The 12,597-nt window shown below is 71.7% G+C and carries 13 protein-coding genes and 1 pseudogene; 7 read left to right on the top strand and 7 right to left on the bottom strand.

Annotated elements, in window-relative coordinates:
• From VF794_RS26275 to VF794_RS26260, 4 genes are all read left to right on the top strand, one after another.
• Nucleotides 1–305: TVP38/TMEM64 family protein (locus VF794_RS26275; protein ID WP_331115035.1), on the top strand; the 305-nt coding region annotated here is incomplete at its 5' end.
• A complete protein-coding gene (locus VF794_RS26270; RefSeq protein WP_331115033.1) occupies nucleotides 302–1,807 on the top strand; it encodes a mercuric reductase in 1,506 nt (501 codons plus the stop codon). The genes VF794_RS26275 and VF794_RS26270, both read left to right, overlap by 4 nt.
• A 7-nt stretch (nucleotides 1,808–1,814) precedes the next feature.
• Nucleotides 1,815–2,474 (top strand): TIGR04282 family arsenosugar biosynthesis glycosyltransferase, encoded by a 660-nt coding sequence (locus VF794_RS26265; RefSeq protein ID WP_331115031.1) that lies wholly within the window; start codon nucleotides 1,815–1,817, stop codon nucleotides 2,472–2,474.
• The gene (locus VF794_RS26260) at nucleotides 2,471–3,160 is read left to right on the top strand and encodes a TIGR04283 family arsenosugar biosynthesis glycosyltransferase (protein WP_331115029.1); all 690 of its coding nucleotides are present in this window, start codon (nucleotides 2,471–2,473) and stop codon (nucleotides 3,158–3,160) included. Before VF794_RS26265 ends, VF794_RS26260 begins: the two co-directional genes overlap by 4 nt.
• 1 nt (nucleotide 3,161) lies before the next feature.
• On the opposite strand, the gene VF794_RS26255 is transcribed toward VF794_RS26260, so the two are convergent.
• Nucleotides 3,162–4,268 (bottom strand): hypothetical protein, encoded by a 1,107-nt coding sequence (locus VF794_RS26255; protein ID WP_331115027.1) that lies wholly within the window; start codon nucleotides 4,266–4,268, stop codon nucleotides 3,162–3,164.
• Between the two features lie 146 nt (nucleotides 4,269–4,414).
• A complete protein-coding gene (locus tag VF794_RS26250) occupies nucleotides 4,415–5,089 on the bottom strand; it encodes a DUF2231 domain-containing protein (protein WP_331115026.1) in 675 nt (224 codons plus the stop codon).
• 196 nt (nucleotides 5,090–5,285) lie between these two features.
• Between VF794_RS26250 and VF794_RS26245 the strand changes: the two genes are divergently transcribed.
• The gene (locus tag VF794_RS26245; protein ID WP_331115024.1) at nucleotides 5,286–5,474 is read left to right on the top strand and encodes a hypothetical protein; all 189 of its coding nucleotides are present in this window, start codon (nucleotides 5,286–5,288) and stop codon (nucleotides 5,472–5,474) included.
• Between the two features lie 15 nt (nucleotides 5,475–5,489).
• Here the strand turns inward: VF794_RS26245 and VF794_RS26240 are convergent, their stop codons facing one another.
• The 3 genes from VF794_RS26240 to VF794_RS26230 are packed head-to-tail and all read right to left on the bottom strand — an operon-like array spanning nucleotide 5,490 to nucleotide 6,594.
• Nucleotides 5,490–5,765: a hypothetical protein gene (locus VF794_RS26240; RefSeq protein ID WP_331115022.1), complete on the bottom strand. Its 276-nt coding sequence runs from the start codon at nucleotides 5,763–5,765 to the stop codon at nucleotides 5,490–5,492.
• 23 nt (nucleotides 5,766–5,788) lie between these two features.
• Nucleotides 5,789–5,962 (bottom strand): hypothetical protein, encoded by a 174-nt coding sequence (locus VF794_RS26235; protein ID WP_331115020.1) that lies wholly within the window; start codon nucleotides 5,960–5,962, stop codon nucleotides 5,789–5,791.
• A 56-nt stretch (nucleotides 5,963–6,018) separates the two neighbouring features.
• A complete protein-coding gene (locus VF794_RS26230) occupies nucleotides 6,019–6,594 on the bottom strand; it encodes a class I SAM-dependent methyltransferase (RefSeq protein WP_331115018.1) in 576 nt (191 codons plus the stop codon).
• A 239-nt stretch (nucleotides 6,595–6,833) separates the two neighbouring features.
• Between VF794_RS26230 and VF794_RS26225 the strand changes: the two genes are divergently transcribed.
• A complete protein-coding gene (locus VF794_RS26225) occupies nucleotides 6,834–9,146 on the top strand; it encodes a PAS domain S-box protein (RefSeq protein WP_331115016.1) in 2,313 nt (770 codons plus the stop codon).
• Between the two features lie 9 nt (nucleotides 9,147–9,155).
• On the opposite strand, the gene VF794_RS26220 is transcribed toward VF794_RS26225, so the two are convergent.
• Entirely contained in the window at nucleotides 9,156–9,944 is a 789-nt protein-coding gene (locus VF794_RS26220; RefSeq protein ID WP_331115014.1) for a hypothetical protein, read from the bottom strand.
• Nucleotides 9,945–10,003: 59 nt separating this feature from the next.
• Between VF794_RS26220 and VF794_RS26215 the strand changes: the two genes are divergently transcribed.
• On the top strand, nucleotides 10,004–10,879 hold the full coding sequence (locus tag VF794_RS26215) for a hypothetical protein (protein WP_331115012.1): 876 nt from the start codon (nucleotides 10,004–10,006) through the stop codon (nucleotides 10,877–10,879).
• Nucleotides 10,880–10,882: 3 nt separating this feature from the next.
• Here VF794_RS26215 and VF794_RS26210 read toward each other — a convergent pair.
• Nucleotides 10,883–12,597: pseudogene (locus VF794_RS26210) on the bottom strand (hypothetical protein); the annotation flags it as partial.

Here is a 12,597-nt window from a genome sequence, read left to right as displayed (position 1 = left end):
TGCGCCTCTCGCCCCTCTTCCCCTTCAACCTGCTCAACTACGCCCTGGGGCTCACCCGCGTCCGCCCCCGGGACTACGTGCTCGCCTCCCTCCTCGGGATGCTGCCCGGCACGGTGCTTTATGTGTACCTCGGCTCCCTGGTGACGAGCGTGGCCCAGCTCACGCGCGGCGAGCGCCCCGACTCGGGCCCCTACGGGCAGCTCCTCTTCTGGGGCGGACTGGCCGCCACCGTCCTCGTCACCGTGTACATCACCCGCCTCGCGCGCCGGGCCCTGGACGCCACCCTGAAGGAGACCCCACCGTGAAGGCTCCGCACCTGCTCGAGGGAGACGCGCATGACACCGCGCTCTCCGCCCTCACCCACCCGGCGGACTGGAAGAACCCCACGCCCTCGGGGCGCTACAACCTCGTCGTCATCGGCGCGGGCACCGCGGGCCTCGTGGCCGCCGCGGGCGCGGCCGGACTCGGCGGGAAGGTGGCCCTCATCGAGCGGCGCCTCATGGGGGGTGACTGTCTCAACTTCGGCTGCGTGCCCTCCAAGGCGCTCCTCGCCTCCGCGAGCGTGGCCGCCACCGTGCGCGGCGCGAGCGCCTGGGGCGTGGAGGCTGGCGAGCCCCGGGTGGACTTCGCCCGGGTGATGGAGCGGGTGCGCTCGCTGCGCGCGGGCATCGCCCCCCATGACTCGGCCGAGCGGTTTCGCGGCCTGGGCGTGGAGGTGTTCCTCGGTGAGGGCCGCTTCGTCGCGCCCGACGCGGTGGAGGTGGCCGGACAGCGTCTCACCTTCTCGCGGGCCCTCATCGCCACCGGGGGCCGCCCCGCCCTTCCAGACCTCCCCGGGCTCGCGGAGGTGGGCTGTCTCACCAACGAGAGCGTCTTCGCCCTCACCCAGCTGCCACCCCGGATGGTGGTGCTCGGAGGCGGCCCCATCGGCTGCGAGCTGGCCCAGGCCTTCCAGCGGCTCGGGGCACGGGTGACGCTCGTCAGCCACGAGGCCCGGCTGCTGCCGAAGGAAGACCCGGAGGTGGGCGAGCTGCTCGCCCGGCGCTTCGAGGCCGAGGGCATCACCCTGTACCTCGGAGCCCGTGCCACCCGCGTCGAGGCCCACGGCCGGATGAAGCGCCTGCGCTTCGAGCGTGACGGCACGGAGGGAGCCGTGGAGGGCGAGGCGCTCCTGGTGGCCACCGGCCGCGCGCCGGAGGTGGGCGGCCTGGGGCTCGAGGCCGCCGGAGTCCAGCACGGCCCCCACGGCGTCGAGGTGGATGAGCACCTGCGCACCAGCAACCCGCGTGTCTACGCGGCCGGGGACATCTGCTCGCGCTTCAAGTTCACCCATGCGGCGGATGCGCTCGCCCGGGTGGCGCTCCAGAATGCCCTCTTCTTCGGACGCAAGAAGGCCAGCGCGCTCGTGATTCCGTGGTGCACGTACACGGACCCCGAGGTGGCCCATGTGGGCCTCACCTCGCCCGAGGCCGAGGCCCGTGGCGCCCTCACCCTCACCGTGCCCATGTCCTCGATGGACCGGGCCCTCGTGGAGGGAGACACCCTGGGCTTCGGGCGCATCCACGTGGAGGAGAAGTCGGGCCGGCTGCTCGGCGGAACACTGGTGGGCGCGCATGCCGGGGAGAACATCGGCGAGCTGGCACTGGCGATGACGATGGGCCTCGGCGTGAGCGCGCTGGCCAACACCGTGCTCCCCTACCCCACCCGGGGCGAGGTGCTGAAGCGGCTCGGCGATGCGTGGAACCGGCGGAGGCTCACCCCTCGGGCCAAGGGCTTCCTCTCGCGGTTGCTCACGTGGCGCCGATGATGCTCGCATGGGCCCGATGACTCCCGAGGCCGCCCTCTGTGTCTTCGCCAAGCCGCCCCGCGCTGGGGAGGCCAAGACGCGCCTGACTCCAGCGCTCGGCGCGGAAGGGGCCGCCCGGCTCGCCCGTGCCTTCCTCCAGGACACGTGGGCCCTGGTGACGCGGATACCGTGGGCCGTGCCTGTGCTCGCGTCTCCGGGGCCATGGCCCGAGGGCCTCCTGCCCGGTCCGCTGGAGGTCTGGCCCCAGGGCGAGGGGGACCTGGGCGCGCGGATGGAGCGCGTCCTCCGGCGAGCCCTGGAGCGCTACCCGGCGGCCATTGCCCTCGGCGCCGACAGCCCGGGCCTGTCTCCCGAGCACCTGGAGGCGGCTCGGGCGGGCCTCGCGCACGCGGACGCGGTGTTCGGCCCGAGCGAGGACGGCGGCTTCTACCTGCTCGCGCTGCGGCGCCTGCCCCTCGGGGCCTTCGAGAACCTGCCCTGGAGCCAGGCCCACACGCTCGAGAGCACCGAGGCGCGGTTGGTGTCGCTCGGGCTCACCGTGGCGCGCGTGGCGCCGTTCTTCGACGTGGACGTGCCGGAGGATCTCGCACGACTGGAGGCGGAGCTGGCCTCGGGGCGACTGCGGGCCCCCGCCACCGAGGCCGCGCTCCGGGAGCCGCGTCGGTGATCTCCGTCATCCTCCCCGTGCTCAACGAGGAGCAGCGCCTCGGGCAGCGGCTCGCGGAGCTGGCGGCCCTCGGGCCGGACATCGGCGAGGTGCTGGTGGTGGATGGAGGGAGCACGGACGCCACCCTGGCGCGAGCCCGCGAGTACCCGGGAGTCACCGTGCGCTCGGCGCCTCGAGGACGGGCCTCGCAGATGAACGCGGGAGCCGAGGCGGCCCGAGGTGACGTGCTGCTGTTCCTCCACGCGGACGTGGCCCTGCCTCCCGATGCGCTCCGGCATGTGCGGAACGCATTGGAGGACCCGGGCGTGGTGGCCGGAGCGTTCAAGACGTGGACGGTGAACGACACGGGCCGCCGCTCGTGGCTGGGCCCACTGTTGCACCTCGCGGATCTGCGCTCGCGGTACACGCGGCTGCCCTACGGAGACCAGGCGCTGTTCATCCGCGCCGACGTGTTCCGTCGCGTGGGCGGCTTCCCCGCGCAGCCCCTGATGGAGGATCTGGAGCTGTCCACCCGACTGTGGCGCGAGGGCCGCATCCGCACGGTGGAGGCGTGCGTCACCGTGTCGGGGCGGCGCTTCCTCGCACGGCCGGTGTTCTACTTCCTCGCGGTGAATGGCTTCCCGCTGCTGTACCGGCTCGGCATGTCACCGGCCACGCTGCTGCGCCTCTACGCGCATGTGCGGTAGCTCACGCCGCGGCGGCGACGCGGCCCTCCGCCGAGCGATCGAAGTCCTCGACCTCGTAGAGGAACTTGGAGCCGCCCAACAGCTTGCGGTTGGCCGAGGTGCTCTGCACGAAGACCACGTACTTCTCCAGGTTGACGGGCCGGATGCGCACTGTCTCGCCCGGGGGCAACCCGAGCATCTCCCGCGCCCGCTCGCCGCTGAAGAGGTCGCCCGTCTTGCGGTCCATCAGCACCACTTCCTTGCGGCCCTGGATGGTCTCCGTCTTGGTGAACTCGTAGAAGCCGCGCCCCGTCTTGAAGCGCAGGCCGTTCTCCAGCACGAAGGCCTTGATGGCGCACTCCTTGTCCACGTCCAGGAACTGGAACCGGCCCGGCGGCACGGCGTGCAGATCCGTCTCTCCATACACGGACGGCGTCTCGCGCCGGAGCATGGTGTTGAACACCTTGTTCAGGCCCCGGTTCATGCGGCCCTCGTTGGAGACTTCCGTCTCGTACGCCTGGAGCTTGATGTCGCCCGACTGCTTGTAGCAGATGGCCAGCAGCGTATCGGTGATGTACGCGAACTGGTCCAGGCTCAAGTGGAAGCCGCCGGACTTGCGCGCCAGCTCCACGTAGAAGGGCGTCGCGTGGCCACGGTTGAGCGCCTGCACCCCGTACACTGGAATGCCCAGGCTCCCCAGCGCGTCCACCTCCTTGCGCCAGTCCAGCCGGCGCGGGTTCTGGGCCGGCGCGTGCGGCACGTCATCGCCGATGAGCACGAACGCCTTCGTATAGCCCGGCGTCCACGACAACGTGCGCGCCTGGTGCAGCACCAGCTCGTAGCACTCGGGCGCGTCCCCACCGCCCGTGGGCTCCACCCGCTCCACGAAGCGCACGATGGCGTCCTTGTCATCCGTGAGGTCGAGCACCTTGGTGACGTAGGTCGACCCCTCATCGCAGTAGTCCCCGTGCGCGATGATGCCGATGCGCATACCGGGGATTTCCTTCATGAGCCGCGACACGGTGCTGCCCAGCTTCTTCCTCACCTGCGCGAGGCACGGGTACATGCTGCCCGTGGTGTCGAAGCTGAAAACCACCTCCACGCGGTTGTCGATCGTCGGCGTGCTCATCGTTCTCGTTCCCCTCTCCGTCAACGTCGTGAGGGCAACAGAGATACCCGATGGGTCTGACATAAAACCCCGTCAGGACAGGACCTGACAGGGCGGAAACGAGGGGGCCCGGAATGTCAGACCCCCTCGCACGAAACCAGGGTTTTTCAGACCCGAGGCGGCTCCGAGAACGGAGCGGTGGAGCCATGCGCCAGGGGCTCGCCGGACACCACGGGAACCTCGGTGCCCGCGCCGAAACCCTTGGCACCCGAGGCCAGCGGCTGCACTCCCATGAAGAGGCTCCGCGCACGGCCGTAGAGCCAGCGCACGCCGAGGAGCGCATCGCGCACGAGCGCCTTGGGCGCCTCACGCGACAGGAGCGGAGGACCCTTCAGCGTGCCCGCCGCGGCGTCCACCGGCATCGGGTTGATGCCCACGCCCAGCTCGTAGACCATCTTGCCGCCGAGCGTGGCGGTGTAGCCGGCCGCCGCGTTGGCGACGAGCCCGATGACGCACTGGCCGACCGAGGGCGGCCGGCCCAGCCGCCACAGCGTCACGCCGATGGCGCCCACCGTGATGAGGGCATTGCCCAGGCCGTGGAGGAACACCATGTCCCGCGCGCGTGGCTCCTGGAGCTTCACCTCCTGCGAGGCGGCCAGTCCGGCCACCCCCGAGAAGAGCGCGCTCAACGTGCCGGCCACCCACAGCCGCCGGCCCACCTTCGCCCAGGACCGGTCTCCGGTCGCGACCGCGATGAGGTCGGCCACCGTCGCGGTGGGCAGCAAGGCCAGCGGAGCGTGAACCACCGCCGGGTGCAACTCGTGAAGCAGCATCTTCGACATGGACATGCCCCCTGTGTCTGCACGGGCCCGCGACTCCGCCGCCCCGGGCCCTGGATGACAGGAGGGTAGGCACGCGCGCCCTTTCGAGCCTCGCTCCCCTGCTCGTGTGCCCTCCACCTGTTCCGCGGTTCGGGATGCGCACGACCTGCCCTCGTGTGCAGCTTGTCAGGAGACGCACACGTAGAAAGGCCACGTCATGAATGAGTCGGAGATGGAACGGAACGCCGCGCCGGCACCCGACGAACAGGCGACCGAGCAGGACCGACCGGAAGAGAAATCCGCCCAGGCGGGCAAGGCCACCACGGCCCCCCCGGATGAAATCAAGGGGTGCGCGGTAGACACCATCCAGGACGACGATGGCCGTTACCTGGAGCCGCCAGATTGAAGGCGAAGCAGTGGCTCAGTGTACCGGGGGGGACTCGGGCTGCTCGTCCTGCCGAGTCCCCCGTCTGACCTGCGAGAGGATGTCGATCCGCAGCTGGAGCCAGTCCATGCCCTTCGGCTTCTCGTAGGCATGGGCGGAGAAGTAGGTCGTCAGCGTTCCCGCCCGGAGGGCGAATCTCGCCTCCCGCTTCTGGTACGTCACGCGGAAGCCCTTCACCCGCCCCACCTCGATGAGGTCTCGAGTGATGGCCTTCGCCTGCCGCTCCGCCTCTTCCGCCCAATCCGAAGACATGCTCTCCGTCTCCTAGCGCGTGTTCAGTTGTGCGGCGGGAACGCCGCGGGCTGGCCGGTGCCGCCGTTGCCCTCGGGCTGGGGGCCGGACTGCTTCTCCTCCGAGGTGGAGCGCCCGCCTCCCTTGTGGCGGACCTCCTCGTTCTCGGCCGCGCCCTGCTGAGGGACCTTCTTCTCGTCCGGGTTCTCTCTGTTCATCTCCCCACCTCCCCATGAATGCGTTTCCGGGAACATGGGCATGAAGCGGCGGGCTGTCATGCGTTGCCTGGTGCCCGGAGCGTCGCCACCAGCCGGGCCTCGTGTCGTCCCTCCTCGGTCCATCCCTCGGTGTACGAGACGACAGCCAGGTCGTGGAGCAGCCGAGGAAGCTCGCCCTCGTCCAGCAGGAAGCGTGCGGACGGGTGGGGATGCCGTTGCAGGTTGCTCCGGGTGGGCTGGGAGAAGACGAGCAGTCCGCCCGGCGCGAGCACCTTGGGGAAGCCGGTGAACAACGGCCGCCAGAGGAAGTTCAGACAGAGCACCACCTGGAAGGGCCCTGGCGGCAGCGGCTCGGTCTCCACGTCCAACCGTTGAAGCCTCAGGGCCACGCCCGCCTCCCGCGCGGCCTCCCCGGCCCGCTCCAGCGCGACATCCGAGATGTCCGCCAGGGTGACGTCCAGGCCCCGCCTCGCGAGCCAGAGGGCGTCGTGCCCCGTGCCTCCCGCCACATCGAGCGCCCGGCCCGTGCTCGGGAGTTGGCCCGCGAGCGAGCGAAGAAAAGCGGAGGGCTCCCGGGCCCCCGGCTGTTCCTGGTAGCGGCTGTTCCACCTCTTCCGGTCGTCCTCGGACATGGGAGGAGGATGCCACGGGTGTAGGTCGCTCGCCTGGGGAGGGCCCGGCCTTCCGAGCGCATCGGCATGTCCCACCAGCCATGTTCGGTTCATTGCTGGGAAGCATCACCCTCCCGTTCGCGGGCTGGGGGGATGAAGTCACTGCCCGGAAGGAAGGAAGGTGCCGTTTGCCCCAGATGGTCCACGGTGTTCCTGGAGACTGGGAACCCAGGGGAGAGCGCCAGCAGGAGGAAGATGAGGTGGCGCCTCAGAAACTCGCCTTGCTGCTCCTGGAACAAGGAGAGGACGGCGCCGTTTCCGGCCTGGACGCGCGGGGCTTCATCCAGCTCTGGAGTCGGGTGGCCCAGCAGCTCACCGGACACCTCTTGCCGGACTTGCGGGGCAGACCCCTCTCGGCCCTCTACCTGCCCGACGCACGGGAGCAGGCGGAGCGGGCCCTGAAGCGCGCCACGCAGGAGGGCCGCAGCGAGGAGGAGGGCTGGCGGATGAAGCGGGACGGCACCCGCTTTCGCGCCCGGCAGGTGCTCACCGCCCTGCATGACCCGGACGGCCGGCTGGTGGGCTTCGCCTGTTCCCTCCGCGGCGTGGAGCCCCGGAGCGAGGAAGAGGAGCGGCAGCTCAGCCTCGAGCAGGCCGCGCGTGCTCGGGCCGAGGGCATCCTGGAGCAGCTCGCCGATGCCTTCATCGTCGTGGACCGTGAGCAGCGCCTCACCTTCGTCAACCGTCGCGCGGTGGAGGTGCTCCGGCAACCGCGCGAGCAACTGCTCGGCCGGCGGCTGGAGAAGGTGCTCCCCGCGACCGAGCAGAGCGAACTGGTGAACGCCACCCAGCTGACCCTGGACGGGCAGACCTCCGCGGACTGCGAGCTGAGCCTCGCCGGGACGTGGTTCAACTGTCACCTCAGCTCCACGGGCGAGGGCGTCTCCATCTACCTGCGGGATGTGATGGAGCGGAAGAAGGCGGAGCAGGTGCAGCGCCGCCTCACCTCCATCATGGAGGCCACGCCGGACCTGGTGGGCATCGCCGACGCGCAGGGCCGGGGCCTCTACCTCAACCGCGCCGGCCGACGCATGGTGGGGCTGAGCGAGAAGGAGGACGCCGGAGCCTGGCGCCTCGCCTCCTCCCATCCGCCCCGGGCCGCCTGGCGGCTGCTCACCGAGGGCGTGTCCACCGCGGTGCGCGAGGGTGCGTGGACGGGGGAGTCCCTCATCCGCACCCCGGACGGCCGGGAGATGCCCGTCTCCCAGGTGCTGCTGGCCCACAGGGACCCCAACGGCCGGCTGGAGATGCTCTCCACCATCATGCGCGACATCTCGGATCGCAAGCGCGCCGAGGACTCGCAACAGTTCCTCGCCGACGCCAGCCGGGTGCTGGTGGCCGCGCTGGAGTACGAGGCCACGCTCCAGAGCTTCGCCCGGCTCATCGTCCCCCGTCTGGCGGACTGCTGTCTGGTGGCGATGCTCGAGGGCGAGGAGCTACACCGCGTCGCCATGGCCCACAAGGACCCCGCGCAGGAGCCGATGCTGGCCATCCTCGAGCGGCTCCCGGTGGCGCCGGACGCGGCGGTGGGCGTGCAGGCCGTGGTGCGCACCGGCAAGCCGGAGCTCGTCCCCGAGGTCACCGACGCCTTCCTCTGGGCGACGACCAACAACGATGCCTACTACGCCGTCCTCCAGAAGCTCGGCTGGCGCTCGACGCTGACCATCCCGCTCGTCGCGCGCGGGCGGACGCTGGGGGCCTTCATCCTCGCCTATACGGACTCGGGCCGGCGCTACGGGCCCGCGGAGCTCGTGCTGGCCGAGGGGCTCGCCGCCCGCGCCGCCCTGGCCATCGACAACGCCCGGCTCTACCGCGCCTCCCAGCTCGCCACCCAGGCCCGTGACGAGGTGCTGGCCATCGTCTCGCACGATCTGCGCAACCCCCTCAACGTCATCTCCCTGGCCGCCGGCCGCCTCCAGCGCACGCCCTCCCAGGAAGGGGCGGTATGGCGCAAGCAGCTCGAGGTCATCCAGCGCTCGGCGGACCGGGCCGTCCACCTCATCCAGGACCTGATGGACGCGACGAAGATGGAGGCGGGTCGCTTCACGGTGGTGCAGCACCCCGAGGAGGCGGTCCGCCTGATGGACGAGGCGGTGGAGCTCCACCGGCCGCTCGCCGAGGCCCGCTCGCTCCAGTTGGAGCGACAGGTGGAAGAGGGGCTCCCCCCGGTGATGGCGGATCGCGGCCGGGTGCTCCAGGTGTTCTCCAACCTCATCGGCAACGCCCTGCGCTTCACGCCCGCTGGAGGCAGCATCACGCTCGGGGCGCGGCGGGAGGAGGGCCTGGTGCGCTTCTCCGTGGTGGACACGGGGCCGGGGATTCCTCCCGAGCACCTGCCGCACCTCTTCGAGCGCTTCTGGCAGGCGAAGGAGGGCTCGCGGGAGGGCGCCGGACTGGGGCTCCCCATCGCCCGGGGCCTCGTCGAGGCCCATGGCGGGCGCATCGAGGTGGCGAGCACCCCGGGCCAGGGCAGCACCTTCTCCTTCACCCTGCCGATGGCGGAGCTGGTGTGAGGCCGCGGCTCAGAAGAGCGTGTCGGCGAGCTTCGCCCGCGTGTCGCCGGTGAGGACGGTGAAGCGCATCACCCGCTCGGTGCCGCGCCACACCTCCATGGTGCGCGGCAGCAGCTCGCTCGTGGCCGGCGAGGTGTAGTCGATGAAGCGCACGTCCCACTGCGTGCCCTTGCCGTCCTTGTAGCGCACGCGCGCCGGCCGGAAGCCGTCCTTATAGACCCAGAACTGCGGCTTGCCCTCGCCCTGCTGCCCCAGCACGTACACCACCTCGCCGCCGAAGCGGCCCAGGGACGTGGCGCGCGGCTCGATGCCCAGCGCGCGCAGGTGCGCCTCCACCAGCTCGCGCCCCTCCACCGGCGTCTCCGCGCGCACCGCCAGCAGCGCGCACACCTGCTGCACCGCCTCGCTCAGCGCCGGAATCTCCGTCCCCTCCACGCGCTTGCGGCCCCCGGAGGACACCACCGCCACCATGTTGCCCTCCAGCGGCCTGGCCTCGAAGCGGCAGCGGCCCGGCACCTTGAGCAACACCGTGCCATCCGCCTCCAGCTCGGAGCGGTCCGTGGGCAGGCCCAGGGCGGCCCCGGCCTCCTTCACTCCCGGCCCGTAGAAGTGCAGCGAGCCGTCCGCCTTCAACGTGGAGGCCGGAAGGTCCTCGCGTCCCGCCATCATGCGGCGAAGGATGGACCCGCCGGGCAGCACGTACGCGCTCGCGCTCAGCGCCGCCAGGAGACCGACGAGGAGGACGGCCCGGGGGGCCGGCATCACGTACTTGCGGATCAGGGGCTCTTGGGTGGACATGGGGCGGCGAATGTAGTGGTGGCCCTCCCCTCCATCAAGGCAGTTAGGATGCGCGCTCCATGTGGCCTCGCCTGACGTTTCTTCTCGCACTTTCGCTTTCCCTCCTCGCGCGGGCCCAGGAGGGCACCGAGCCCGACACCTCCCGGGAGCCTCGCGCCGAGGATCTGCGCAACATCCAGAGCGCGCGCGGCTACGGCATGGGAGGTGCCTGGCGCGCCCTGGGCCTGGGCGCCGAGGCGGGCACCGGCAACCCCGCCGCCCTCGCCGCCTTCCGCACCTACCGCGTCGAGCTGACGGGCGCCTGGGACTGGGTGGGCCAGGACGCCTCCGGCATGGTGGCCGTGGCGGACTCGTCCACCAGCGCGCTGGCCGCCGGGGTGTCCTACCAGCTCATCTCCCTGGGCAAGGGCACCGAGCGCGCCACCGCGCACCTCAATACGGTGGCCATGGCCGTGCCCATCGCGAACAGCTTCTTGATTGGCGTCTCCACGCGCTACCTGCTGATGCGCGGAGCCCGGCAGGCCAACGCCATCACCGGCGATGCCGGCGTCCTCTTCCGCCCCGGCGAGGCCTTCGCCCTGGGTGTCTCCGCCCACAACCTCATCGGCACCGGCAACGTCGAGCTCACCCGCTACTACTCGGCCCATGCCGGGGTGCTCGCCGGACAGCTCTCCATCGCGGCCGATGTGCGCGCGGACTTCACGACGAACGAGCGCACCACGCTCACCTACAGCGGCGGCCTGGAGTACGTGTTCGGACAGAGCTTCCCGGTGCGCGCGGGCTACACCTGGAATGGCTTCACCCGGGGCTCGGAAGTGGGCGTGGGCATCGGCCTGCTGACGCCGGGAGGCGGGCTCGACCTGTCCTACTACTACGACTTTGGAGGCGAGAAGGGACGGCTCCTGGCCCTCACCTTCAAGGTGCAGGTGCGCTGAGCATCAGCCGCGCAGCGGGAGGTAGCGCTCGGAGGCGGCGAAGCGCACCAGCTCCACCAGCTCCTGCTCGCTGGACTTGAGGGCCCGCAGCGCCGCCACGGCCGGGCCCGGCCCACCACAGGCGACGAGGCCGGTGCGGTTGGCCGAGTGGCGCGCGGCCTCGGCCAGCGCCGCGGCGTCGAAGTCGTGCTGGGCCGACTCCAGCAGCAGCAACGCGCGCTCGCGAGACTTGGGGTGCAACGCATCGCGCACCACGCGGGCCTCGGGGCCAACCACCGTCCCGCCGCTCAGCACCGAGGCGAGGATGGCCACCGCGCGCAGGAGCTGATCCTTCTTCAGGCAGCGCAGCGCGAGCAGGTCCGGCCCGAGCCCCGACAGGGCCCGCCCGGCGAAGAAGCGCAGCTCCGGCTCCGGCAGCACCTGGCGCACCGCGAGCCGTCCCACCAGCAGGCGCGGGGCACCCGGGTGGACGAGCGTGAAGGGCGGGCCCTCGTCCTCGGAGAGACAGACCTCGGGGAGCTGCACGTCGAGGAGGCGCGAGACGGACAGCAGCACCTCCTGGGCGGCCCGGGCCCCGGGGCCCAAGTCCGACCGGAGCGGCTCGGTGGTACCCGCGGCGCGGCCGAAGGTGGGAAAGAGGCGACAGAGGGCGAGGCCCACGGAGGCGAGCAGCTCGCCCGCGGGGTTGCGCAGGCCGGGGTGGCGCAGGCCCGCGCGCTCCTCGGGGGTAAGGGGGCGGCGTGAAGGCCGCGGCACGACGTCCCGCTCTCCCGCGAGCGCCGAGGCCACCTCCGCCATCAGCGAGGCACGCCCCGTGTCGCCCCGGGCCGAGAAGAACGCCGAGAGCTCCCGGTAGGCATTCGCATCGAGGGGGCTCTCGCGCACGCGCTCGAAGGCCGCGGGACGTGCCTCCGCCTGGGCGGGCGCGGACTTCGCGGCGGTGACGGGGGCGGGAGGCACCACGGGCGCGGTGGGCCCACCTCGCGCACGGCGTCGCGCGGGCTCCATCTTCCCCGGAGGTGCCACCCAGGAGAGGACCCGCGTGCTCTCCACGGAGATGGGCTCGGCGGGAAGCTCGGGCGCGGGCCCCCTTCCGGGCTCCGTCCGCACCTCGGGCTCGGGGGGGAAGTCGCCGATCGCCGACATCTCGAGGAGGGTGGGCGCGGAGGCGGGCGGGGTGACGGGGGGCTCGGCGCTCGGCGCGGGGGTGAGCTCCATCACGGCGGGAGGCGGGACGAGGACGACGGTGCGAACCCCGGTCACCTCTCGTTTGGGGAGGGAGTTGCTCGGCGGCTCGGGGTGCAGTGCCGGTGCCGCGCGCTCCGCGATGGCCTTGCGCAGGTTCTCCGCCCGGTTGGCGTACACGCGCGCGCGGGCCTCGTCCCCGAGCACCTCACGGCAGAAGCGCGCGAGCCGCTCCCAGGTGCCAAGGCGCTCGGCGTCGTCCTCGGTGGCGGTGGCGGCGTGCTCCAGGGCCCACGCGGCCTCGCCGTGCTGTTCGAGGGCGATGAGGCGATCCACGAGCAGCAGCCACGCCTCCTTGTGACCGGGCTCGAAGCGCACCGCCTGGCGCAGCTCGGCGAGGACCGCGTCCTCCTCGCCCAGGGCCTCCAGCGTGGCCACCAGCTCCAACCGGCGCTTGCGCGTCACCAGCCCCCGCGGCTCCCGGGTGATGCGCTCACGCAGCAGGCGGCTCAACCCGGCCCTGTCCCCGAGCT

This window comes from Archangium sp. (genome assembly GCF_036389735.1).
Taxonomy (GTDB): domain Bacteria; phylum Myxococcota; class Myxococcia; order Myxococcales; family Myxococcaceae; genus Archangium.
This window is presented reverse-complemented; position numbering and strand designations above follow the sequence as displayed.

Coding starts and splice junctions, on each gene's coding strand:
- VF794_RS26265 (WP_331115031.1), top strand. CDS start 1,815: ATGGGCCCGATGACTCCCGAGGCCGCCCTCTGTGTCTTCGCCAAGCCG.
- VF794_RS26255 (WP_331115027.1), bottom strand. CDS start 4,268: ATGAGCACGCCGACGATCGACAACCGCGTGGAGGTGGTTTTCAGCTTC.
- VF794_RS26250 (WP_331115026.1), bottom strand. CDS start 5,089: ATGTCGAAGATGCTGCTTCACGAGTTGCACCCGGCGGTGGTTCACGCT.
- VF794_RS26245 (WP_331115024.1), top strand. CDS start 5,286: ATGAATGAGTCGGAGATGGAACGGAACGCCGCGCCGGCACCCGACGAA.
- VF794_RS26240 (WP_331115022.1), bottom strand. CDS start 5,765: ATGTCTTCGGATTGGGCGGAAGAGGCGGAGCGGCAGGCGAAGGCCATC.
- VF794_RS26235 (WP_331115020.1), bottom strand. CDS start 5,962: ATGAACAGAGAGAACCCGGACGAGAAGAAGGTCCCTCAGCAGGGCGCG.
- VF794_RS26230 (WP_331115018.1), bottom strand. CDS start 6,594: ATGTCCGAGGACGACCGGAAGAGGTGGAACAGCCGCTACCAGGAACAG.
- VF794_RS26220 (WP_331115014.1), bottom strand. CDS start 9,944: ATGTCCACCCAAGAGCCCCTGATCCGCAAGTACGTGATGCCGGCCCCC.
- VF794_RS26215 (WP_331115012.1), top strand. CDS start 10,004: ATGTGGCCTCGCCTGACGTTTCTTCTCGCACTTTCGCTTTCCCTCCTC.